Annotated in this window: 19 protein-coding genes and 1 tRNA gene; 16 read left to right on the top strand and 4 right to left on the bottom strand. The window is 60.8% G+C overall.

The window, feature by feature from the left end; genetic code table 11:
* Positions 1-39 precede the first annotated feature (39 nt).
* The 3 genes from PH562_RS18325 to chrA all read left to right on the top strand — a co-directional run bounded on the left by PH562_RS18325 (position 40) and on the right by chrA (position 4433).
* Positions 40-1959, top strand: a complete 1920-nt coding sequence (locus PH562_RS18325; protein WP_285174581.1) for a DEAD/DEAH box helicase — start codon at positions 40-42, stop codon at positions 1957-1959.
* A 251-nt stretch (positions 1960-2210) separates the two neighbouring features.
* The gene (locus PH562_RS18320; RefSeq protein ID WP_285174482.1) at positions 2211-3023 is read left to right on the top strand and encodes a chromate resistance protein ChrB domain-containing protein; all 813 of its coding nucleotides are present in this window, start codon (positions 2211-2213) and stop codon (positions 3021-3023) included.
* 6 nt (positions 3024-3029) lie between these two features.
* Positions 3030-4433 carry a chromate efflux transporter gene (gene chrA / locus PH562_RS18315; RefSeq protein ID WP_285174480.1) on the top strand — a complete coding sequence of 468 codons (1404 nt, stop codon included), beginning with the start codon at positions 3030-3032 and terminating at the stop codon, positions 4431-4433.
* Between the two features lie 20 nt (positions 4434-4453).
* On the opposite strand, the gene PH562_RS18310 is transcribed toward chrA, so the two are convergent.
* Entirely contained in the window at positions 4454-5350 is an 897-nt protein-coding gene (locus tag PH562_RS18310) for a DMT family transporter (RefSeq protein WP_285174478.1), read from the bottom strand.
* A 175-nt stretch (positions 5351-5525) separates the two neighbouring features.
* Here PH562_RS18310 and PH562_RS18305 point away from each other — a divergent pair, with 175 nt between their 5' ends.
* Positions 5526-6416 carry a LysR family transcriptional regulator gene (locus tag PH562_RS18305; RefSeq protein ID WP_113232161.1) on the top strand — a complete coding sequence of 297 codons (891 nt, stop codon included), beginning with the start codon at positions 5526-5528 and terminating at the stop codon, positions 6414-6416.
* 166 nt (positions 6417-6582) lie between these two features.
* Positions 6583-6984 carry a GFA family protein gene (locus tag PH562_RS18300; protein WP_285174475.1) on the top strand — a complete coding sequence of 134 codons (402 nt, stop codon included), beginning with the start codon at positions 6583-6585 and terminating at the stop codon, positions 6982-6984.
* A gap of 18 nt (positions 6985-7002) precedes the next feature.
* Here PH562_RS18300 and PH562_RS18295 read toward each other — a convergent pair whose 3' ends face one another.
* Positions 7003-10683 (bottom strand): ATP-binding protein, encoded by a 3681-nt coding sequence (locus PH562_RS18295; protein WP_285174473.1) that lies wholly within the window; start codon positions 10681-10683, stop codon positions 7003-7005.
* Between the two features lie 222 nt (positions 10684-10905).
* Between PH562_RS18295 and PH562_RS18290 the strand changes: the two genes are divergently transcribed.
* Positions 10906-11352: a phasin gene (locus PH562_RS18290; protein ID WP_047627987.1), complete on the top strand. Its 447-nt coding sequence runs from the start codon at positions 10906-10908 to the stop codon at positions 11350-11352.
* Positions 11353-11557: 205 nt separating this feature from the next.
* Positions 11558-11634: transfer RNA gene (locus PH562_RS18285), tRNA-His, on the top strand.
* Between the two features lie 51 nt (positions 11635-11685).
* On the opposite strand, the gene PH562_RS18280 is transcribed toward PH562_RS18285, so the two are convergent.
* On the bottom strand, positions 11686-11832 hold the full coding sequence (locus PH562_RS18280; RefSeq protein ID WP_167078186.1) for a hypothetical protein: 147 nt from the start codon (positions 11830-11832) through the stop codon (positions 11686-11688).
* A gap of 191 nt (positions 11833-12023) precedes the next feature.
* Between PH562_RS18280 and PH562_RS18275 the strand changes: the two genes are divergently transcribed.
* Complete coding sequence (locus tag PH562_RS18275; RefSeq protein ID WP_285174471.1) at positions 12024-12230, top strand: hypothetical protein; 207 nt, start codon at positions 12024-12026, stop codon at positions 12228-12230.
* A 40-nt stretch (positions 12231-12270) separates the two neighbouring features.
* Here PH562_RS18275 and PH562_RS18270 read toward each other — a convergent pair whose 3' ends face one another.
* Complete coding sequence (locus tag PH562_RS18270; RefSeq protein ID WP_113232158.1) at positions 12271-13152, bottom strand: LysR family transcriptional regulator; 882 nt, start codon at positions 13150-13152, stop codon at positions 12271-12273.
* 189 nt (positions 13153-13341) lie between these two features.
* On the opposite strand from PH562_RS18270, the gene PH562_RS18265 reads away from it, so the two are divergent.
* From PH562_RS18265 to PH562_RS18230, 8 genes are all read left to right on the top strand, one after another.
* Positions 13342-14838 carry a CoA-acylating methylmalonate-semialdehyde dehydrogenase gene (locus PH562_RS18265; RefSeq protein ID WP_285174470.1) on the top strand — a complete coding sequence of 499 codons (1497 nt, stop codon included), beginning with the start codon at positions 13342-13344 and terminating at the stop codon, positions 14836-14838.
* Positions 14839-14983: 145 nt separating this feature from the next.
* Positions 14984-15331, top strand: coding sequence for a VOC family protein (locus tag PH562_RS18260; RefSeq protein WP_113330104.1), 348 nt, complete (start codon positions 14984-14986; stop codon positions 15329-15331).
* A gap of 154 nt (positions 15332-15485) precedes the next feature.
* The gene (gene rirA / locus PH562_RS18255) at positions 15486-15974 is read left to right on the top strand and encodes an iron-responsive transcriptional regulator RirA (protein WP_113232155.1); all 489 of its coding nucleotides are present in this window, start codon (positions 15486-15488) and stop codon (positions 15972-15974) included.
* Positions 15975-16317: 343 nt separating this feature from the next.
* Positions 16318-17913, top strand: coding sequence for an ABC transporter substrate-binding protein (locus PH562_RS18250; protein WP_113232154.1), 1596 nt, complete (start codon positions 16318-16320; stop codon positions 17911-17913).
* Positions 17914-18002: 89 nt separating this feature from the next.
* Positions 18003-19007, top strand: coding sequence for an ABC transporter permease subunit (locus tag PH562_RS18245; RefSeq protein ID WP_113232153.1), 1005 nt, complete (start codon positions 18003-18005; stop codon positions 19005-19007).
* 9 nt (positions 19008-19016) lie between these two features.
* Positions 19017-19925: an ABC transporter permease subunit gene (locus tag PH562_RS18240; protein ID WP_113232152.1), complete on the top strand. Its 909-nt coding sequence runs from the start codon at positions 19017-19019 to the stop codon at positions 19923-19925.
* Entirely contained in the window at positions 19925-20941 is a 1017-nt protein-coding gene (locus PH562_RS18235) for an ABC transporter ATP-binding protein (protein ID WP_113232151.1), read from the top strand. Before PH562_RS18240 ends, PH562_RS18235 begins: the two co-directional genes overlap by 1 nt.
* Positions 20938-21891, top strand: a complete 954-nt coding sequence (locus tag PH562_RS18230; RefSeq protein WP_113232150.1) for a peptide ABC transporter ATP-binding protein — start codon at positions 20938-20940, stop codon at positions 21889-21891. Before PH562_RS18235 ends, PH562_RS18230 begins: the two co-directional genes overlap by 4 nt.
* Positions 21892-21963: the final 72 nt, after the last annotated feature.

Here is a 21963-nt window from a genome sequence, read left to right as displayed (position 1 = left end):
GCCGCCTGATGGCGCGCGAAGAATTCCGAAAGACAGATGATGACTGAATTCGAAGGCATCGCTCCTGCGATTGCCCAGGCTTTGGCGAAGCGCGGTTACGAGACGCTGACGCCGGTGCAAAAGGCCATGCTCGATCCGGGCCTGGCCGGCAAGGATGCGCTTGTCTCGGCCCAGACCGGCTCGGGCAAGACGGTTGCCTTCGGCCTGGCGCTGGCGCCCGGCCTGCTTGACGGCGCGGAACGTTTCGGCCGCGCAGGTGCGCCGCTGGCGCTGGCGATTGCACCGACCCGCGAACTGGCGCTGCAGGTGCAGCGCGAGCTGGAATGGCTCTATGGGCTCACGGGCGCCACGATTGCCTCCTGCGTTGGCGGCATGGACATGCGCACGGAACGGCGGACACTGGAACGCGGAGCCCACATCGTCGTCGGCACGCCCGGTCGGCTCTGCGATCACATCCGCCGCAATTCGCTCGATATCTCCGAACTGAAGGCCGTCGTGCTCGATGAGGCCGATGAGATGCTCGATCTCGGTTTCCGCGAGGATCTGGAATTCATTCTGGAAGCAGCGCCGTCCGAGCGCCGCACCCTGATGTTTTCTGCCACCGTGCCGCGTTCGATCGCCAAGCTCGCCGAAAACTATCAGCGCGATGCTGTCCGCATCGCGACCGCCTCTGAGGCCAAGCAGCACGTCGACATCGACTATCGCGCGCTGACCGTGGTGCCGAGCGACCGGGAAAATGCCATCATCAACGTGCTGCGCTACTATGAGGCGCGCAATGCCATCGTTTTCTGCTCGACCCGCGCTGCCGTCAATCATCTGACGGCTCGCTTCAACAATCGCGGCTTTTCGGTCGTTGCGCTCTCAGGGGAGCTCAGCCAGAACGAGCGCACGCACGCGCTGCAGGCCATGCGCGACGGCCGCGCCCGTGTCTGCATCGCCACCGACGTTGCTGCACGCGGCATCGACCTGCCGGGTCTGGAGCTGGTCATTCACGCCGATCTGCCGACCAATCCGGACACACTGCTGCATCGCAGCGGCCGCACCGGCCGCGCCGGCAACAAGGGCGTCAGCGCCCTCATCGTGCCGCTCAGCGCCCGTCGCCGCACCGAACGCCTGCTGGAAGCTGCCCGCATCCGCGCCACCTGGGCAAAGCCGCCCTCGGTCGACGAGGTGAACCAGCGTGATGACGAGCGTCTTCTCGCCGATCCGGTCTTTGAAGCACCGCTTGCTGAAGACGAGCAGTCGATCGTCCGGCAGCTGCTGGAGCGCCACGGCGCCGAGCAGGTCGCCGCCGCATTCCTGCGGCAATACCGCGCCGGCCATTCAGCGCCCGAGGAATTGCAGGACGTGCCGGCCGAAGGCGAGCGCCGAAAGCCCCGCCGCGACGATTTCCCGGTCACGCCTCGCGACGAGGGCTCGTCTGCTGGACGTAACGACTTCACCGATGGTCTCTGGGTATCGCTCTCTGTCGGACGCAAGCAGAATGCCGAGCCGCGCTGGCTCATCCCCATGCTCTGCCGCAACGGCAATCTGACCAAGCGCGATATCGGTGCCATCAAGATGCAGCCTGAGGAAACCTTCGTCGAGCTCTCGCCGGAGAGTTTTGAGCGCTTCCTCGCGGCGATCGGCCCTGACAAGACGCTCGAGCGCGGCATCCGCGTTAAGCCGCTTGCCGGCATGCCGGATTTCCAGGCCAAGCGGGAAGGCGGCTTCGCAAAGAAGAAGCCCTTCGCTGAGAAGGGCGCCCGTTCGAATGACGGCCTGAAGCCGAAATGGAAGTCCGACCGCAAGCCGGAGCGGGCGCATGCAGGCGAGGGCGGCGTTTCCGAACGCTCCGACAAGAAGCCCTGGGCGAAAAAGCCCGGCAAGCCGAGCTTCGCTAAGAACGACGGCCCGGCAAAGGGTGGCAATCCGAATTCAAGGGCCGCGCGCAAGGCTGCGAAGGCACGCGGGGAGTAAGCTCGAACGCCGCGCTCAGGTCGGCGCGGCGTTCCATTGTCTTCCGGGGACGTCGCGGCGACAGTGAAGTCGCGGGCACTCGGCGAGTGGGCTGCGGACGTTGAGAAAATGTTCGTCTCGTGCGGCAGCTGTTTATCCGGCTTGACATTTGAAGCGCGTCAGGCAGAAAATCGATCATGGGGCTGCGATCACCCCACGAGGCTACGGCTGAAGAATCGCGTCCGTGAAACCGAGCCAACGGAGGACGCGCTATGCCGTCATTTCTGGAAATTACACCCGACAAGCTCAATCGCATTATCGGCACGCCCAATTTGCCTGCGATTATCGATGTCCGTAACGACGAGGATTTCGCTGCCGATCCGCGTCTTATTCCCGGCTCCAGTCGCCGCGACTATCGAAGGGTAGTCGACTGGGCGAACGAACTGGTGGGGCCTGCCATCATTCTCTGTCAGAAAGGACAGAAACTCGCCCACGGAGTTGCTGCGCATCTGCGTGTGGTCGGAAAGGAGGCAGAGGTCCTCGAAGGCGGATTCGAAGCGTGGCGCAGCGCGGAGTACATGCTGGTCGCCGGGGAAAAGCTGCCTCCCCGCGATGCCAAGGGGCGGACGGTATGGGTAACAAGGGCACGGCCGAAGATCGATCGTATCGCTTGCCCATGGCTGATCCGGCGCTTCATCGATCCGTCAGCGATCTTCCTGTTCGTTCCCGCAACCGAAGTTTCGGCCGTCGCCGATCGCTTCATGGCGACGCCATTCGATATCGAAGATGTTTTCTGGAGCCATCGCGGCGAGCTGTGCACCTTCGATGTCATGATCGAGGAATTCGGTCTCGGCGCAGAACCTCTCCTTCATCTTGCAACCATCGTTCGCGGCGCCGATACCGCGCGGCCCGACTTGGCACCTGAAGTGCCGGGGCTGCTTGCGGCCTCGCTTGGGCTTTCGCGAATGTTCAACGACGACCTGCAGCAGTTGGAAGCCGGCATGGCGCTTTATGATGCCTTCTATCGCTGGTGTCGTGATGCGACGGAAGAGACGCACAACTGGCCAAATCCGAGGAAGATGTAAGAGACTATGACCGACCTTGTAAAAAATGTAGCCGAGCGATCAAGCGCGGCTGATCGGGACATCGTTCCCCTCCATGAGGCCGTCAAGGTTTGGACCCGCGTTGCTGCGCTAAGCTTCGGCGGACCGGCGGGACAGATCGCCGTCATGCACCGCATCGTCGTCGACGAGAAGAAATGGGTGGGAGAGCACAGGTTCCTTCATGCCCTGAACTACTGCATGTTGCTGCCGGGTCCGGAAGCGCATCAGCTTGCCATCTATATCGGCTGGCTGCTGAATAGGACCCTGGGTGGGATGATCGCCGGCCTTCTATTCGTGCTGCCGGGCTTTCTGGCAATTCTCGCGCTCAGTTATGTCTATGTCCTGTTCGGGAACCTGACCTTTATCGAAGGGATGTTCTTCGGGCTCAAATGCGCCGTGTTGGCGGTCGTCGTCCAGGCGGTCTTTCGCATTGGGAGCCGAGCCCTCAAGAGCAGGGCTATGGTTGCTTTGGCCGCCGCTGCCTTCGTGGCGATCTTCTTCCTGCATGTTCCGTTCCCCGTCATCATCGTTGGAGCCGGACTTATCGGCTACCTAGCCTCCCGGGCAGGCGTTGCGGCCTTCAAAATGGGGGGAGGGCATAAGTCGGGCTCCGGGACAATTCTGGAAGACAAGGACTCCGTTCTTGGCGAGGAGATCCCTTTGCACGCTCGACCAAACCTCGCCTGGTCTCTGAAGACCTCGGGTGCGCTGGCGGCCGCATGGCTCATTCCGGTTGCGGCCCTCGTGATGACGCTCGGTCCCGACAATGTCTTCTCCAAAATCGCGATATTCTTCAGCGAGATGGCAATCGTGACCTTTGGGGGCGCTTATGCCGTGCTGGCATATGTCGCACAGGAGGCCGTGCAGCAATTAGGCTGGCTGCGGCCGGGCGAGATGCTGGACGGTCTGGGGATGGCGGAAACGACCCCTGGACCGCTGATCATGGTCACGCAATTCGTTGGTTTCCTGGCGGGCTATCGCAATCCCGGCACCCTCAGCCCTCTTGCGGCAGCAACCTTTGCCGCCGTACTGACAACATGGGTCACCTTCCTGCCGAGCTTCCTTTGGATCTTCGCAGGTGCGCCATTCATCGAGAAGATGCGCGGGAATGTCGCCCTGACCGGCGCCATGTCTGCGATAACGGCAGCTGTAGTGGGCGTCATCCTCAATCTCGCGATTTGGTTCGGGCTGCATGTGCTGTTCCGAGAGACCGCAAGCTTCACCTATGGCTCCTGGGCGATAGATGTGCCCGTCCTGACCTCGCTTTCATTGCCCTCGCTGGTGCTGACCTTGCTTGCCGCCATCGCCATATTTCGCCTGAAAATGTCGGTGATATCGACCTTATTGGCATCTGCAGCTTTGGGCGTTGGCTGGACTGTCTTCGTTTCCTGACGGCAGAGGCATGTGCCGCGTCATCTGCGAGACGTCAACCACACCCCCACCAGCGTCACTGCCAGCCCCGCGAACATTGCCGTTGTCAGCGGTTCGGAAAATAGAGCCCAGGCCCACATCATGGTCACCGGCGGGCTGAGATAGATGGCTGCACTGACCTGTGCCACCGGGAAAAGACGCAGGCTGACATAATAGACAGAATAGGCGACGAAGGTTGCGATCAACACCAGCCATATGATGCCGATCACGAAGCCGAGGGTCATCGGCGGGGCAAGATCGCCCTGCATCCTGGCACAGATGCCGAACAATGCCGAAGCCGTCAGTGTGTGGATACACAGGCTTTGGTGAACGGGCATGTGCCCGGTGCGCTGCCGCTTGTGCAGGACCGAGGCGAAAGCAAAGACGAGCATGGAGCCGACCGTTACGCTATAGGCCCAGAGCGGAGCCGTGCCGAAGCTGAGGCTGTCGACCGATACGATCAGCACGCCTGCAATCGCGATGGCTGTTCCGAGCCATTGCCGCCGGCTTAGCCGCTCTCCCAGCACAGGTTGCGACAGGGCCGCGATCGCGAGTGGTAAGAGATCCGAAATCAGCGCCACTAGCCCGGTCGGGACACGCTGTTCGATCGCCAGCGCAAAGCCGCCGAGATAGAGGAAGACCGACATTACGCCGAACAGCATCTGCTGCCCTATCGCACGCATCCGCATCCGTGGCCCGACCGAAAGCGCAAAAGGCAGCAGGATCAAGCCGGATAGAAGCGTGCGCCAGAACAAGACCAGTATGACGCTGGCCTCCTGGCTGGCATAACGAATGCCGATGAAGCCGGAACTCCAGCTGACGATCAGAAGAGCCGCCATCAAAGGCCAGAGGAAACGGCGCTCGTTTGGCGCGGGCTGCGATAGGCTTTGGTCTGTCATAGGGTTCTCGATCGAATGTCCTGTACAGCCCAGCCATAGGCGAGCGTGAGGTCGATAGCACATGACAAATATCGATCAAGGCATGAAAATTCAGTCGCAATACTCATGATCGTTTGCCAGATTCGGTCGCAGCATGCATTCTCTCCGCATGACTATGATTTAAGCCGAGTCTGCCATGACCGAATTGACAAGCCGACGTTTGGAAATCGATGCTCTGCGCGCGCTATGGGCGATCCGCCATCACGGCGGCATCACCCGCGCGGCGGAAGCCCTGGGCCTGTCGCAATCCGCCGTCAGCCACAAGATCAAGCGGCTCGAGACGAGCCTCGATTGCGATCTCCTGAGTCGCAAACCCGGAGCGTCGATGTTCACCGCAGCCGGCGAGGATCTGCTCGACTATGCCGGGCGCATTCTCGGCCTGCATGACGAGGCGCTGCTGAGCCTCTCGAAGACGTCGCTTGCCGGCCGCGTCGCCCTCGGCCTGACCGAGGACACGACCTGCACCGATCTTGCGCGCATCCTGGGGCGTTTCCGCCGCCTGCACCCGAATGTCTCCGTGCGCACCAAGGTCCGCATGAGTCTGATCCTTCGGGGAATGCTGGAGCGAGGGGAGCTCGACGCCGCCATTATCCAGGTTTTCGCCCATGAGGTTCGCCCGACCGATGTCGTTCTCTTTCGCGAGCAGTTGCATTGGGTCAAACATCCGGGTCTGTCTCTATCATCTAGTGGCCCGGTTCCATTCCTCTCTTTTGATGATGAATGTTTCTATCGCCGATGGGCGCTTGATATCGGGCAGGATGGCGGCGTGGTTCTGGAGACCGTCTTCGAATGTGCGAGTGCGGCAGGGATCATCGCGGCCGTAACCTCGGGCTTGGGTGTCGCACTTTTGAACGGCCGTCACCTGCAGCCTGATATGGAGATCATCACCCAAGGCCTGCCGACGCCGCCGGCTTTGGCCTACGTAGTCCGCCGCGGTCGCAAGGTGAGAAATCCCGCGCTCGATACGCTTGTGGCCGAGATCGAAAGCGAAATCAGCCGGTATGGTGGGTTGGCGCTGGCGAGTTGAGCTGGCAAGGCCATTGTCGATCGGACAATCGAAGCCTCCATCCAGGCGGCATCCTTCGCATGCCCACTGCTGTTCGGTAGCGAAAGCCGTTGCGGAGGTTTGCAGGCCTTGCGCGACTGAGGCAGAATGCCGCTTTCGACTGGGCAGCGAATGGAGTGGCGTACCCATGCTGATCGGCTCATGTCATTGCGGCAGGGCAGGCTGGACGCTTGAAGGCGAGCCAGGCTCGATCACAGCCTGCAACTGCACCCTCTGCCGGCGCTATGGTGTGCTGTGGGCCTATGACTACGAAGGGGAACGGGTCTCCGTCACCGGCTCGACCGCTTCCTATACCCGCGCCGGCAAGGAACACCCTTCTCTCGAAATACTGTTCTGCCCGTCCTGCGCCTGCGTGGTGAGCTGGCGCGGCCTGAGGCTGCAAAAGGATGGCCGCCGGCGCATGGCGGTCAATGTTCGGCTGGCGCCGCCGGATCTCGTTGCCGACCTGCCGATCGATCATTTCGATGGGCTCGACACGTTTGAAGATCTCTCTTCGGACGGGCGATGCGTGCGCGACCTTTGGTTTTGACGGCACGCCGAGATTATCTCAGTTCGCCAGCACCCGCGGCGAGGGGAAGGTGATCTCGACCAGCGTGCCTTCGTTCGGGGCCGAGTTGATCGAGAAAGTCGCCCGGTTGGCATCGACCATCGCCTTGGTCAGCGGCAATCCCAAGCCCGTACCGTCGCCGCGCTTGCGGGAATTGGTGGAAACCTGCCGGAAGGGTTTCATCGCCTGCTCCAGTTCCGAGCGCGTCATGCCGACGCCGGTATCGCGGATGCGCAGGACGACGCTGCCGTTGCCCTCATACGCAGTCGACACGACGATCTGGCCGCCCGACGGCGTGAAGCGGATGGCGTTCGAAAGGATGTTCAGCGCGATCTGCTTGATCGAGCGCAGATCGGCAACGACATTCGGCACGGCTTGGGACAGAGCGGTGCGGATGATGACACGCTGGCTGTTGGCCTGCGGCTGCACCAGCGACACCGCTTCGGTGATCGCTTCGTTCAGGCCGACCGAGGCGAAGTCCAAGTCCATCTCGCCGGCTTCGATCTTCGAGATATCGAGAAGGTCGTTGACGATGTCGAGCACGTGGCGGCCGGAGCGGCCGATATCGGTGGCATATTCGACGTAGCGCGAGTGACCGATCGGTCCGAAGCGCTCGCCGGCCATCATGTCGGAAAAGCCGATGATGGCGTTGAGCGGCGTGCGGATTTCATGGCTGACGCGGGCTAAGAAGTCCGTTTTATGGGCATTGGCGGTTTCGGCGGCGCGCTTGGCGTTGCGCAGCTCTTCTTCGGTCCGCTTCCATTGCGTGATATCGCGAATGACGGCGCAGTAGCCGTTCGACGAGTTCAACCGGCCCATGGTCATGAACAGCGGCACGAAGCCGCCGGACGCCTCGCGGCCGATCACTTCGCGGCCGTCGTTCAGCACGCTGGCAACACCGTGGCCGGACAGGCCGCCGAGATAATCGAGCACAGCCTTCTGGCTCTCATGCGCAAACAGCATGACGAAAGGTTTGCCGCGCGTTTCCTGGTCGTCATAATTGAAGAGGGCGCTTGCCGAGCGGTTCATCGAGCGGATCTCGCCGTCCTGGCCGATGATGATGACGCCATCCGTCGCCGTCTCCAGCGTCGAGCGCAGTTCCTCGATCTCCACCTGCAGCTTCGCGACCTTTTCGAGGATGCGCTCGGGGCGGGCTTCTTCAGGAATTGGCTGCGGCAGCGGCGCCGGCGGCTCGCTTCTTTCCACCGGCATCAACGCCAGCATCAAGGCCGTGCCGTCTTCCCACCGGATCGACTGCAGCCGGGCCGTCACCGGCACCAGCGCATCGTCGGCGCGCACGACCATCATCGCGCCGGGCTGCTCGGTTTTGCCCTCCAGATCGTTGCGCTGCAACAATGCATCCAACCCGCCGACCTGCTCGAGCTCGTCAAGGCTGTCATAGCCGGTCAGCCGCAGGAATTCCGGATTGCCGTGGATCAGGCGATCGCCGGCATGGACGAGGATCGCGAGCGGCAGCTGGTCGACGATATCAGACGACAGGCCCGTGCGCATTTTCACGCGCGGCGGAATGGCGCTGCTCAGCACATCCAGCGGATCGAAATCCTCCTCCGGCTCGGCCGATGCCGGCGCCGCTTCGGCAGCAGTCTCGTCACCCGCTTTCGGGCCGTTATCATCCGTAGCCTCGACGAATTTCACGACCGGCGACGACGCCTTCTCTTCTATACTTGGCGCGGTTGGTTGCTGGTCATCGGTATGGCCGTGCCCATCCGTCTTTTCGGGTGCCTCGGAGAGGATTTCGTCGGCCGCATTCGGCTGCGGAGGCGTATCCGCACCCTCCTCATGCCCATGCTGCCCGTCGTGAGGCTGCTCCGCCGGCGGTTCCGTGCGCTTGCCGAAGGGTTCGAGCTGCCGGGCGATTTCGCGAAAGGCTGCCTGTTCGCTCAGCGAAAGGCTAGTCTGCGTCAATGTCCGACGCTCGTGCAAACGAACGACTTTGTCCGACTCGCGACGGTTCGGCGTCTCGGAAATCCGTAGAGCAGGCGGTTCGTAATGCGAGACCGGGGCGGTTTCTGCGCTATCCCGAGCGGGGCTTTCAATCTCCTCCGTCGCTGGGGATGGTTCAGCTTCGGTAGCTGGTGATTGCTCGTCGGATGCAGCTTCCGCTTCGGGGGGCAACTCCGCGATGGCCGCGGCGTCTTCAGCTGCCTGGGTGCCGAGGGTCATGCCGCGCTTCATCGGATCTTCGATGGCATCCGCCAGACGGACGACGCCGAAGCCCCTGAAGCCGTCGAATTCGCGGCTGCGGGTATAGGTCGGCAGGGCGGCGAGATCGACCGGCACCGTTAGGCTCGTACCCTCCACCGGCCAGTAGATCGTGCGGCCGGACCATGTGTCGCGCCGCGCCAGTAGTTCCGCGATCTTGCCATCCGGATCGAGATTGAAGCGGCGGGCGACATCGGCAAAGGCCGTGCCGGCAATCTGGGCGGCATGCGGCCCCACAGCATCGGCAAATTCACGGGAAACCTCGCTGAAATGGCCGGCGGCATCGATCTTCCAGACGAAACGGGTGGCGCGCCCATTGCGCTTGAAGCTGAAACCTTCCGCAGGGGTGTTTTCAATATCGGTGTGGGTTTCTGGATTGGCGTGAGTTTCCGGCGGAGGCGTTTCCGCTGCCATCTTTGTCTCTAAGGCGGTGGCGTCTTCGCCATTTGGCGCCATTTCCGGCCGATGCTCATCGACGTGAGCTTCGGTCTCGGCAATTGCGCCGGGCGTGCTATCCGCATCGGCAGCCGCTTCCGTTCCGGCTTCGCTTGAGCTTCCGGTGGCTGGGGGCGCCTCCTGTTGCTCGTCCTCGCGATATTCCGGCGTCTCATCCAGCTCCTCGATATCAGCCACCGCATCGATGACGTCGCCGAAGGGTGCAGTCGGAGCGGGCTTCGGCTCCTCATCCGGTGCTGCTGCCTCGAGCTCGTTGCGGGTTTCTTGCGCCTGCGGTTCTATGGCCGCAACGGGACGGGCTTCCTCGGTAAGGCTTTCCGTCGGGTCAAGATGGCCAAGCACGGTTTCCACGACGAAGAGCAGGTGCAGGGCCGGAATTTCGGAAAGCTTGCCGATGGCGGCGGGCAGATAGCCATGTCCGGTCGGGATCGGCCGCTTGATCAGCCGGTCAGGCTGCGCGCCGGCCATGGTCGTCAGCATCCGCGCGGTCTGCGGCGTTACGCCGAGCGTCCTGAAGCCGGCAGAGGCGGTAACGATTTCGCCGTCGCGGCCGATGACGGCAATGTGGGTATCAGGATCGTCGAACCCGTCGATCATGCGCTTGGCGCATTCGGCCGATGAAAGCGGCTTAGAAGAGACCGGAGAGGAAAACAGCACCGCTTCTTCGCCGGCCTGAATGCGGATCAGCTCGACGGCGGCATTGACAACAGCCCGCTGGAAGCCGGAGGCCATGCGGATCAGGAATGTGCGCTGATCGCCGATAGCACCAAGGCCGCGCGCCGTCGCCTCGATCTGGCGGAACGAGACGTCGCCTGGCTTCGGTCCCTGTTCGACGAAATCGTAAATGACATCATAGCCGAAAAGGTTGGCGCCGGCGCCATTGGCCCAGAGCACGCGATCCATGCCGGTCGAGAACATGACCATGGCTTCACCGCGCGCGAAACGCTCCCGAACGCGCGGATGCACGGCAATGTCAATGAACGGATATTGAATTGCGGGCATTTTCCAACCTGTTTTGCGGGCGTGATCGCCTCTCGTGATTTAACAGTTTATTAATAACGGTGCCCCGCTTTTCGGTCCAGCGAACGGCGCATTTTTCGGCCGGAAAGGTTAACGCCTTGTGCGGCGCACAATTATGTTGCGCTGCACAATAATTTATATTATATACCCCTTACACAAGTTCACGACGGGCGCCTCAGGGAGGGCCCTTTTAGGAGCGTAATCATGGCTACTGTAAAGAAAGACGACGTTTTTTCAACGGCTGCATTCGATCCGTCCAAGTTCTCCGAATCCTTCCGCGATTTCGCTGAAAAGGGTGCTGCCCAGTCCAAGGAAGCCTTTGCCAAGCTGAAGGCTGCCACCGAAGAAGCAGGCAAGACGGTTGAAGCAACCGTGCAGACCGCACAGGCTGGCTCGGTCGAAATCGGCCTCAAGGCCATCGACGTTCTGCGCACCAATGCCGAAAGCTCGCTGGCTCACATGGAAGCCCTGCTTCGTGTCAAGTCCGTTGCGGAACTCTTCGAACTTCAGACCGCTTTCATCCGCAAGCAGGCCGAAGTCACCGTCGAGCAGGCGAAGTCCATTCAGGACACCACCAAGAAGGTTGCTGAAAAGCTGGCAAAGCCCGCCAAGGACGCCGCTGAAAAGGCAATGTCCTCCTTCAAGGCCTAATCACGTCCGATACGCCTCCCAAGGCACGAATGTCCCGCTCCCAGGTGAAAGCTTGGAGCGGGACTTTTCATTTGCGGCAAGAGCGGACCCGGTCGCACATCGTCGTTGGATATCTGCAAAGCTTTTTTATATTGCGGGGAGATAGGACTTGAAATAATTTCAAAGTCCTCGTATGTCACCCCCGTTCGCGGCGACGCGAGCATGTGCGGTTGTAGCTCAGTTGGTTAGAGCGCAGGTTTGTGGCACCTGAGGTCGGAGGTTCGAGACCCCCCAACCGTACCATTCTCTCCCGGTCCATCCGTTTCAAGTTGCCGGCCCTTTGGCCCCGCGGGGTTATTTCTTGTCTTCAGGCTTCTTCGACACATGGCCGGGCGATATCGGATCGCTTGCCGGAAAAGTCTCTTCCAGCGCTTCCTCTAGATAATCGTCCTGCTCCTTGTGCTTTTTCTCGTCCAGTTTCTGCTGCTTCTTGTCGCTCATCGTCCTGGCTCCCTGATCTCTGTCTGAAATACTAGGCTTCGTCCGGCCTTTGTCCAGCAGCGAGGGCCGAACGGCGAGAAGTGGCAGACCGCGCCATGTCACGAATGCGGGGCCGCATGCCGAAATATCTTGGAACCGTCCGCATCGCTCGTCGTTGTGTCTCTATCGGCAACGAGACGAAAGGAGCGGACATGTCTGTACCGAACGAGCCGATCCCTGATACGCCTCCGATGCCAGAGCCAGGCTGGATGCCGAAGCCGCCCGTCGAGGAGCCGGATCCGGACAGGCTGCCGGATGAAGTTCCCGTTCCCAATCCGGATGAGAATGAAGAGCCGCCAAAGCATGCGGGGGCTCAGCCGCCGCATGCGCCGTCATGGTGGTGCAGCTTGATGCCGTGACCTCTGCCTGCGAGCAGGAGGCGCATCCATCGACATCATTTTACAGGAATATCCGCCGCTCTTCGCTGACCAGCTCTTGCAGGAAGTCCGCAACGGTGCGCACACGCACTAGGTCGCGGGCACTTTCATGATAGGTCGTCCAATAGGCGCGCCTAATGGACATGTCGGGCAGGATGCGCGTCAGCTCCGGAAACTGCCTGGCGATGTAATCATGCAGGATGCCGATGCCGGCGCCGGAGCGAACCGCTTCCGTCTGGCCGATGGCGGTGGAGATCTCGAAGGAGGCATCCCAGCTGCGCATGATCTCGCCGGAAAAATTGAGCGAAGCCGTAAAGATCAGGTCCTCGACATAGCCGACACGCGGATGCAGCTTCAGCGCCTCGACGCTGTCGGGTAATCCCGCCTGCTCCAGATAGGCTTTCGAGGCATAAAGCCCAAGCGTGTAATCTGTCAGCTTCGAGGAGACCAAACGGCCCTGTTCCGGGCGTTCGAGCGTGATGGCGATATCGGCCTCGCGCTGCGACAGTGAAAAGGAGCGGGGAACGGGTACGAGCTGAATGCGCAGCTCAGGATAGCGGGCGATCAGCCGCCCGAGCCGTGGCGCGAGAAAGGAAACCCCGAAGCCGTCGGGCGCGCCGATGCGAACCGTGCCTGTGATCGCGCTGTCGAGATGACCGACGCTGGCCTGCGCACGCAGCATCTCCGTTTCCATGCGCTCTGCCGCGTGCAGGAAGATCTCCCCTTCCGCCGTCAGGTCGCAGCCATTGGTGCGGCGCACGAGTAACCGTGTCTTCAGCCGTTCCTCCAGCGTCGTCACGCGGCGGGAGAGGGTGGCGTGGTTGACGCCCAGCCGTTTCGAGGCGGCCAGGATCTGCCCGGTGCGCGCCACGGCCAGAAACATACGGACATCATCCCAATCCATCTGCATATCCTCTCTTGCACTTAAGTCTTTGGTCTTCCTCATGTCGTTATCGCAAAAACCGCCATACACTTTTGCGCGACATGCTTTCGGACTTCAATTTTTGCACAACGGTTGCTTATAGCAGCTCATTGATTTGTGCAAATTGAAGTGCCATCCTGTCAGCATCCAAGAAAACGAGGAGGCACATCCATGCGTGAGATCGGTCATTTCATCGGCGGCAAGCACGTCGCCGGCACGAGCGGGCGCACGAGCAACGTCTACAATCCGGCAACCGGCGAAGTGCAGGCAACCGTCGCGCTCGCCAGCGTCGAAGAACTGCGCGCAGCCGTCGCAAACGCCAAGGCTGCGCAGCCGAAATGGGCCGCCACCAACCCGCAGCGCCGCGCCCGCGTCTTCTTCAAATTCGTCGAACTTCTGAACCAGAACATGGATGAACTGGCGACGCTTCTTTCCAAGGAGCACGGCAAGACGGTCGAGGATTCCAAGGGTGATATCATCCGCGGCCTCGAAGTCTGCGAATTCGTCTGCGGCATTCCACATCTGCAGAAGGGCGAGTTCACCGAAGGCGCCGGCCCGGCGATCGACATGTATTCCATCCGCCAGGCTGTCGGGGTCGGCGCGGGCATCACGCCGTTCAACTTCCCGGCCATGATCCCGATGTGGATGTTCGCCCCGGCAATCGCCTGCGGCAATGCCTTCATCCTTAAGCCGTCTGAGCGCGATCCCTCCGTGCCGCTTCGTTTGGCCGAACTGATGATCGAAGCCGGCCTGCCTGCCGGCATCCTCAACGTCGTCAATGGCGACAAGGCCGCCGTCGACGCCATCCTGACCGATCCGGATATCGCTGCCGTTTCCTTCGTCGGCTCCACGCCGATCGCCCGATACGTCTATGGCACGGCCGCGATGAACGGCAAGCGCGCCCAGTGCTTCGGCGGCGCCAAGAACCACATGATCATCATGCCCGATGCCGATATGGACCAGGCCGTCAACGCCCTGATGGGTGCAGGCTACGGCTCGGCCGGCGAGCGCTGCATGGCGGTATCGGTCGCCGTCCCGGTGGGCGAGGAGACTGCCAACCGGCTCGTCGAAAAGCTGGTTCCGAAGATCGAATCCCTGCGCATCGGCCCCTACACCGATGATAAGGCCGACATGGGCCCGCTCGTCACCAATGATGCCTATAACCGCGTCAATGGCCTGATCGACCGCGGCGTCGAAGAAGGCGCCAAGCTGGTCGTCGACGGCCGCGGCTTCAAGCTTCAGGGCTATGAGGACGGCTATTTCGTCGGCGGCACGCTGTTCGACCATGTCAAGCCCGACATGGACATCTACAAGACCGAGATCTTCGGACCGGTCCTCTCGGTCGTCCGCGCGAAGAACTACGAGGAAGCGCTCGACCTGCCGATGAAGCACGAATACGGCAACGGCGTCGCCATCTACACCCGTGACGGCGATGCGGCCCGCGATTTCGCTTCACGCATCAATATCGGCATGATCGGCGTCAACGTTCCGATCCCGGTTCCGCTCGCCTACCACTCTTTCGGCGGCTGGAAAGCTTCGAGCTTCGGTGACCTCAACCAGCACGGCACGGACTCCATCAAGTTCTGGACGCGCACGAAGACGATCACCGCCCGCTGGCCGTCCGGTATCAAGGATGGCGCCGAGTTCGTCATGCCGACGATGAAATAAGCATCGCAATCATTGGCTTCCATCGGCCGTCGTCCGACACCTTTCGGACGGCGGCTTTTCTATTGCGTTTGTTTTCGACGGAGTCATCTTGTCATTGCCGCTGTTTTCATTTAGAACAAAACAAGAACAACGGGAGGGCCGAGCGATGGCCATAACCTATCAGATCGACTATCTCGAATTTCCGTCGAAAGACGGCCTAAAGACCCGCCGCTTCTTCGAAGAAGCCTTCGACTGGAGCTTTGTCAGCTATGGACCGACCTACCATGTCATCGAGGCGGCCGGGATAGATGCCGGCATTGACGGAGATGCGGGAGAGGCGGCCGGCACGCCGCTGCCCGTCGTGCGTACCACCGATCTGGAGGCTGCCCAGCGCGCCGTCGAATTCGCCGGCGGCGTCATCACCCGTCCCGCCTTCGATTTTCCCGGCGGCCGGCGGTTTCATTTCCGCGAGCCGGGCGGCTGCGAAATGGCGGTCTGGATTTCCGTGCCATAAGTTTGGACATGGCCGGTTGGAGATCGGCACGGGCTGGACGGCCGGCTTTCTAAATAAGCTGAATATGAATTTCATATTTTGGAATTGTTCAAAACTAAGAAAGCCACTATATACGGGATCAGCCCCTAAGCAGCCTCGATTCCAGGAGATCGGCATGCGTTTGACCAAGCAGACCAATTACGCAGTGCGCATGCTGATGTATTGCGCCGCCAATGAAGGCCATCTGAGCCGAATTCCGGAAATCGCCAAGGCATACAGCGTGTCCGAACTGTTCCTCTTCAAGATTCTGCAGCCGTTGACGAAGGCAGGCCTCGTCGAAACGGTGCGTGGCCGCAATGGCGGCGTACGCCTTGGCAAACCCGCGACCGATATCAGCCTGTTCGATGTCGTCCGCGTCACCGAGGACAGTTTCGCCATGGCGGAATGCTTCGAGGACGGCGTGGTGGAATGCCCGTTGGTCGATAGCTGCGGCCTCAACTCGGCGTTGCGCAAGGCGCTCAACGCCTTCTTCGACGTTCTGACCGAATATTCCATCGACGACCTCGTCAAGGCCCGCCCCCAGATCAATTTCCTCCTTGGCCTCACCGACAAGGATCACAAGGCGATCGCGAAGAAGCCGGTGATCGCAGCCCCGGCCGCCTGATCAGTCGTCTGAAATTCGAACAGGTTTCGGTCCGCAGTTACCGCCGGTAGCTGCGGATTTTCGTTTGTATTGCCTCCCATCCGGGGCAATAGGTGGTTGGCGGATTGAAAGAGGAAAACGGCAATTCGTTCCGAATCCACTAAAAGCATGCAGTTTTTTGCCAGAAAATTATCAATCCAGTGGTTTTTTCATCCAAAAATTTCCAAACTCTAGAAATTGGAAAAATTTTAGGCGGCGCTTGTTGCTTTCAAACTTAAAATAAAGTTCCATCGGCGCGATCCGGATGGGAACCTCTGGTGGTGTCCACGGCTTCAAAAGAATAACAAATCTGGGAAACGATATCATGAAAAAGATTTCTGTCCTGCTGGCAGTGACAGCCTTGGCTTCGGTCATGGCGACGTCCGCCTGGTCAAAAACGCTTGTCTATTGCTCGGAAAGCTCGCCGGAAGGTTTTGACCCGGGTCTCTACACCGGAGGCAATACTTTCGACGCCGCGTCGCGCACAGTCTATAGCCGCCTTGTCGAATTTAAGCATGGCAGCACCGAAATCGAGCCGGGTCTCGCGGAAAGCTGGACCGTGTCTCCGGACGGCAAGGAATACACCTTCAAGCTCCGCAAGGGCGTGAAGTTCCAAACGAACGACTATTTCACGCCGACGCGCGATTTTAACGCCGATGACGTTATCTTCTCGATCAGCCGTCAGCTGGGCACGGACAGCCCCTGGGCAAAGTATGTCGCCGGCGGCTCTTATGAATATGCCGATGGTATGGGTTTCCCGAAGCTCATCAAGTCGATCGACAAGGTTGACGACCTCACTGTCAAATTCGTCCTGAACCGTCCGGAAGCTCCCTTCCTCGCTGACCTTGCCATGGACTTCGCTTCGATCCTCTCGAAGGAATATGCAGACAAGCTGCAGGCCGACAAGAAGATGGAGCAGATGAACCAGCAGCCGCTCGGCACCGGTCCATTCGCCTTCGTCGCCTATCAGCCGGATGCCGTCATCCGCTACAAGGCAAACGAAACCTACTTCAAGGGCAAGGAAAAGATCGACGATCTCGTCTTCGCGATCACGCCCGACGCCTCCGTCCGCGCGCAGAAGCTGAAGTCGGGCGAGTGCAACATCATGCCTTACCCGAATGCGGCCGATATCAAGGACCTCAAGGCCGACAAGAACCTCAAGGTTCTTGAGCAGGCCGGCCTGAACGTCTCCTACCTCGCCTACAATACGCTGGTCGCTCCGTTCGACAAGGTCGAAGTGCGCAAGGCGATCAACATGGCTGTCAACAAGCAGGCCATTGTCGACGCCGTCTTCCAGGGCTCCGGTAAGGTTGCGACCAACCCGATCCCGCCGACCATGTGGTCCTACAACAAGGACATCAAGGACGACGCCTTCAATCCGGAAGAAGCCAAGAAGCTGCTCGAAAAGGCCGGCGTCAAGGATCTCAGCATGAAGATCTGGGCGATGCCGGTGTCGCGCCCGTACATGCTGAACGCCCGCCGCGCTGCCGAGCTGATGCAGGCGGACCTTGCGAAGATCGGCGTCAAGGTCGAGATCGTCACCTATGACTGGGCCCAGTACCTGAAGCTCTCCTCCGCCAAGGACCGTGACGGCGCAGCCATCCTCGGCTGGACCGGTGACAACGGCGATCCGGACAACTTCCTTGACACGCTGCTCGGCTGCGACGCTGTCGGCGGCAACAACCGTGCGCAGTGGTGCAACAAGGAATTCGACGATCTAGTGAAGAAGGCCAAGCAGACGGCTGACGTCAAGGAGCGCACCAAGCTCTACGAACAGGCCCAGGTCGTCTTCAAGCGCGAAGCACCGTGGATGACCATCGACCATTCGGAAGAGTTCGTCCCGATGACGAAGAATGTCTCCGGTTATCATCAGGATCCGGTTGGCGTTCACCGCTTCGACGGCGTGGATATCGCCGAATAACGAAAAATCTGTGAGAATGCCCGGCTAGGACCGGGCGACCCGGCGGTCAGACACTCTGTCTGACCGCCGGAAAAATTTGGACATCTGCCATGTTGCGATTTCTTCTCAGCCGGCTAGCGGTGCTGATACCGACATTCCTCGGCGTATCGATCGTCGCCTTCTCTTTCATCCGCCTGCTTCCCGGCGATCCTGTCATGCTGCTGTCGGGCGAACGCGTCATGTCGCCGGAACGCCATGCGCAGATCACCCACGATCTCGGCTACGACCAGCCGATGGTCGTGCAGTACGGTCGATATATCTGGAATGCCCTTCATGGCGATCTCGGCACCTCGATCACCACAAAGCGTGACGTGCTGACTGACTTTTTGACCTTCTTCCCGGCCACGCTCGAGCTGTCGATCTGTGCCATGATCCTCGCGATCTGTCTTGGCATACCGGCCGGCGTTTTTGCCGCCGTGAAGCGGGGCACATGGTTCGACCAGAGCGTCATGGGTGTCGCCCTCGTCGGCTATTCCATGCCGATCTTCTGGTGGGGCTTGCTGCTTATCATCGTCTTCAACGGCTATCTGCACTGGACGCCGGTTTCGGGCCGTATCGGTCTCATCTATTTCTTCAAGCCGATCACCGGCTTCATGCTGATCGATAGCCTTCTGTCCGGCCAAAAGGGCGCCTTCTGGTCCGCTTTTAATTCGCTGATCCTGCCGACCATCGTGCTTGGCACGATCCCGCTCGCCGTTATCGCCCGCCAAACGCGCTCGGCGATGCTCGAAGTGCTCGGCGAGGATTATGTGCGTACGGCCCGCTCCAAGGGCCTCTCGCCGCTGCGCGTCGTTTCCGTGCATGCACTGCGCAATGCGATGATCCCCGTCGTCACCACGATTGGCCTGCAGGTCGGCGTGCTGCTCGGCGGCGCCATCCTGACGGAAAGCATCTTCTCCTGGCCGGGTATCGGCAAATGGATGATCGATGCGGTCTTCAAGCGCGATTATCCGGTGGTGCAGGGCGGCTTGTTGCTGATCGCCGGCATCGTCATGCTCGTCAATCTCGTCGTCGACCTGCTCTACGGCTTCGTCAATCCACGCATTCGTCACTAGGAGCGGCCCATGAGCACGGTTAGCGTCAAAACGGTTAGTGTCAAATCCGACCGTCCTTCCGCTCTTGCGGAGTTCTGGTATTATTTCTCTCGCAACAAGGGCGCCGTCATCGGCCTTGCGATCTTCCTCTTCGTCCTGTTTCTGGCAATCTTTGCCGGCGTCGTGGCGCCGCATAATCCCGATATTGCCTACGGCAGCGATATGCAGCGCCTGCCGCCCGCCTGGGCGGAGGGCAGCAACAGCAGTTTCCTGCTCGGCACCGATGCCAACGGTCGCGATCTCCTGTCGCGCCTCATTTACGGCACGCGCTTCTCGCTGTTCATCGGCCTCGTCGTCGCCTCGCTTTCGGCGATAGTCGGCATTTTGATCGGACTTGTCGCCGGCTATGCCCGTGGTCGTATCGACACGATCATCATGCGTGTCATGGACATCATTCTTGCGGTTCCGTCGCTGCTGCTCGCCCTGGTGCTCGTGGCAATCCTCGGCCCGGGTCTGATCAATGCGATGATCGCAATCTCGATCGTCAACCAGCCGCATTTCGTCCGTCTGACGCGCGCCTCCGTCATGGCCGAGCGGGACAAGGAATATGTCATCGCCTCGCGGGTTGCCGGCGCGGGCCATCTGCGGCTGATGTTCAAGACCATACTTCCGAACTGTCTGGGTCCGCTGATCGTGCAGGCGACACTCGCCTTCTCGGCCGCCATTCTCGAAGCCGCCGCGCTCGGCTTTCTCGGCCAAGGCGCCCAGCCGCCGACGCCGGAATGGGGCACGATGCTCGCCGACTCGCGCGAATTCTTCCAGAGCAACCCCTGGCTCGTTACTTTCCCCGGTCTCTGCATCCTGATCACGGTGCTCGCCATCAACCTGATGGGCGACGGCCTGCGCGATGCCTTCGACCCGAAGCTGAAGAGGTCGTAATGGCACTCCTCGATATTGAAAACCTCTCCGTCGAATTCCAGACCTCGTCCGGCTTGTTCCGGGCGGTCGATGGCGTCTCGCTGACATGCGACAAGGGAGAAATCCTGTCGATCGTCGGCGAATCTGGTTCCGGCAAATCCGTATCCATGCTTGCCATGATGGGCCTTCTGCCCTGGACGGCGAAGATCACCGCCGACCGCATGATGTTCGATGGCAAGGACCTGCGCGGTATCTCCTCGCGTCAGCGCCGCAAGATCATCGGCAAGGACATGGCCATGATCTTCCAGGAGCCGATGTCGAGCCTCAACCCGTGCTTCACGGTCGGCTTCCAGCTCGGCGAGACGCTCCGCATCCATATGGGCCTCGACCGCAAGGCGCGCCGTGAACGCTCGATCGAGCTGTTGAATCTCGTCGGCATTCCAGCCCCTGCGGATCGCCTGTCGAACTTCCCGCATCAGATGTCCGGTGGTATGAGCCAGCGCGTCATGATCGCCATGGCTCTCGCCTGCAATCCGAAGCTGCTGATCGCAGACGAGCCCACGACCGCCCTCGACGTGACGATCCAGGCGCAGATCCTCGACCTGCTCGTGCGCTTGCAGCGGGAGCAGGGCATGGCGCTCGTGCTCATTACCCACGACATGGGCGTCGTCGCCGAAACGGCGGAGCGCGTGCAGGTGCAATATGCCGGCCAGAAGGTCGAGGAGCAGCCGGTCAAGGAACTGTTCCGCGATCCGCATCATCCCTATACCGCAGCCCTTCTTTCGGCTCTGCCGGAGCGCGCCGAGGTCGGCGAGCGCCTGCCATCGATCGCCGGCGTCGTTCCCGGTCAGCACGATCGGCCGACTGGCTGTCTCTTTGCGCCGCGCTGCTCCTTTGCAACGCTGGAATGCGACAAGGGCGTCAAGCGTCAGGGGCCCGAACTGGGCGTAGCCCTATGCAATTATCCGCTGCAACATGGCAAGCCGCTCGGCCATCCCGGCATTGCCACCACGCAAAAAGCAGGAGGTGCCGCATGACCGGCGCTGTTCTCGAAGGGCGCGACCTCGCCCGCTTCTACACCGTCAAGCGCGGCACCTTCAAACCGGAAGCGACCGTCAAGGCGCTGAACGGCGTCAGTTTCAGCCTGCAGTCGGGCCGCACGCTTGCCGTGGTCGGTGAATCCGGCTGCGGCAAGTCGACGCTCGCTCGCCTCGTGACGATGATCGAAAACCCGACGGCCGGCGAATTGCTGATCGACGGCAAGCCCGCCAGGCTGGGCGATCGCAGCCTGCGCAGCGCGGTGCAGATCGTGTTCCAGAACCCCTATGGCTCGCTGAACCCGCGCCAGAAGGTCGGCTCGATCCTGGAAGAGCCGCTGAAGATCAACACGGATGACGATGCTGCCACCCGCCGCCGCAAGGTGGAGGAGATGATGGCACGCGTCGGTCTGCGCCCAGAGCACTATGATCGTTATCCGCATATGTTTTCGGGCGGCCAGCGCCAGCGCATCGCCATTGCGCGCGCCCTGATGCTGCGGCCGAAGGTGCTGGTGCTCGATGAGCCGGTGTCCGCACTCGATCTGTCGATTCAGGCGCAAGTCCTGAACCTTTTGATGGACCTGCAGAAAGAGATGGGGCTTGCCTATCTCTTCATCTCGCATGGCCTCTCCGTCGTGCGTCATATCGCAGACGATGTGATGGTCATGTATCTCGGACGTCCGGTGGAAACCGGCACGGCCGAAGAGGTCTTCAGCCGGCCGCGCCATCCCTATACTGCTGCCCTTCTGTCGGCGACGCCGATCGCCGATCCGGATCGCGAGAAGAACCGCATCCGCCTGCAGGGCGAGCTGCCGTCGCCGCTCAATCCGCCGAAGGGATGCCACTTCAATCCGCGCTGCTGGCGCGCCCAGGACAAGTGCCGGCAGGTCGAACCGGAACTGGCGGGCGAGGGAACGCATAAATTTTCCTGTTTCTTTCCGCTGGATTGATCCAAGTTGCGAATCGGGCAGGTTCGACTTTCGCCTCTTGTTGCTTGCCCCTCACCCCAACCCTCTCCCCGT

This window comes from Rhizobium centroccidentale (genome assembly GCF_030182565.1).
Classification (GTDB): Bacteria; Pseudomonadota; Alphaproteobacteria; order Rhizobiales; family Rhizobiaceae; genus Rhizobium.
The sequence above is the reverse complement of the archived record's forward strand: the minus strand, read 5'-3'. Positions and strand labels throughout refer to the sequence as shown.

Excerpts from the sequence above, each read along its gene's own strand:
- PH562_RS18310 (WP_285174478.1), bottom strand. The coding sequence starts at position 5,350 with ATGACAGACCAAAGCCTATCGCAGCCCGCGCCAAACGAGCGCCGTTTC.
- PH562_RS18300 (WP_285174475.1), top strand. The coding sequence starts at position 6,583 with ATGCTGATCGGCTCATGTCATTGCGGCAGGGCAGGCTGGACGCTTGAA.
- PH562_RS18230 (WP_113232150.1), top strand. The coding sequence starts at position 20,938 with ATGACCGGCGCTGTTCTCGAAGGGCGCGACCTCGCCCGCTTCTACACC.
- PH562_RS18320 (WP_285174482.1), top strand. The coding sequence starts at position 2,211 with ATGCCGTCATTTCTGGAAATTACACCCGACAAGCTCAATCGCATTATC.
- PH562_RS18270 (WP_113232158.1), bottom strand. The coding sequence starts at position 13,152 with ATGGATTGGGATGATGTCCGTATGTTTCTGGCCGTGGCGCGCACCGGG.
- PH562_RS18245 (WP_113232153.1), top strand. The coding sequence starts at position 18,003 with ATGTTGCGATTTCTTCTCAGCCGGCTAGCGGTGCTGATACCGACATTC.
- PH562_RS18280 (WP_167078186.1), bottom strand. The coding sequence starts at position 11,832 with ATGAGCGACAAGAAGCAGCAGAAACTGGACGAGAAAAAGCACAAGGAG.
- PH562_RS18275 (WP_285174471.1), top strand. The coding sequence starts at position 12,024 with ATGTCTGTACCGAACGAGCCGATCCCTGATACGCCTCCGATGCCAGAG.
- PH562_RS18240 (WP_113232152.1), top strand. The coding sequence starts at position 19,017 with ATGAGCACGGTTAGCGTCAAAACGGTTAGTGTCAAATCCGACCGTCCT.
- PH562_RS18235 (WP_113232151.1), top strand. The coding sequence starts at position 19,925 with ATGGCACTCCTCGATATTGAAAACCTCTCCGTCGAATTCCAGACCTCG.
- chrA (WP_285174480.1), top strand. The coding sequence starts at position 3,030 with ATGACCGACCTTGTAAAAAATGTAGCCGAGCGATCAAGCGCGGCTGAT.
- rirA (WP_113232155.1), top strand. The coding sequence starts at position 15,486 with ATGCGTTTGACCAAGCAGACCAATTACGCAGTGCGCATGCTGATGTAT.
- PH562_RS18290 (WP_047627987.1), top strand. The coding sequence starts at position 10,906 with ATGGCTACTGTAAAGAAAGACGACGTTTTTTCAACGGCTGCATTCGAT.
- PH562_RS18305 (WP_113232161.1), top strand. The coding sequence starts at position 5,526 with ATGACCGAATTGACAAGCCGACGTTTGGAAATCGATGCTCTGCGCGCG.
- PH562_RS18260 (WP_113330104.1), top strand. The coding sequence starts at position 14,984 with ATGGCCATAACCTATCAGATCGACTATCTCGAATTTCCGTCGAAAGAC.
- PH562_RS18325 (WP_285174581.1), top strand. The coding sequence starts at position 40 with ATGACTGAATTCGAAGGCATCGCTCCTGCGATTGCCCAGGCTTTGGCG.
- PH562_RS18250 (WP_113232154.1), top strand. The coding sequence starts at position 16,318 with ATGAAAAAGATTTCTGTCCTGCTGGCAGTGACAGCCTTGGCTTCGGTC.
- PH562_RS18265 (WP_285174470.1), top strand. The coding sequence starts at position 13,342 with ATGCGTGAGATCGGTCATTTCATCGGCGGCAAGCACGTCGCCGGCACG.
- PH562_RS18295 (WP_285174473.1), bottom strand. The coding sequence starts at position 10,683 with ATGCCCGCAATTCAATATCCGTTCATTGACATTGCCGTGCATCCGCGC.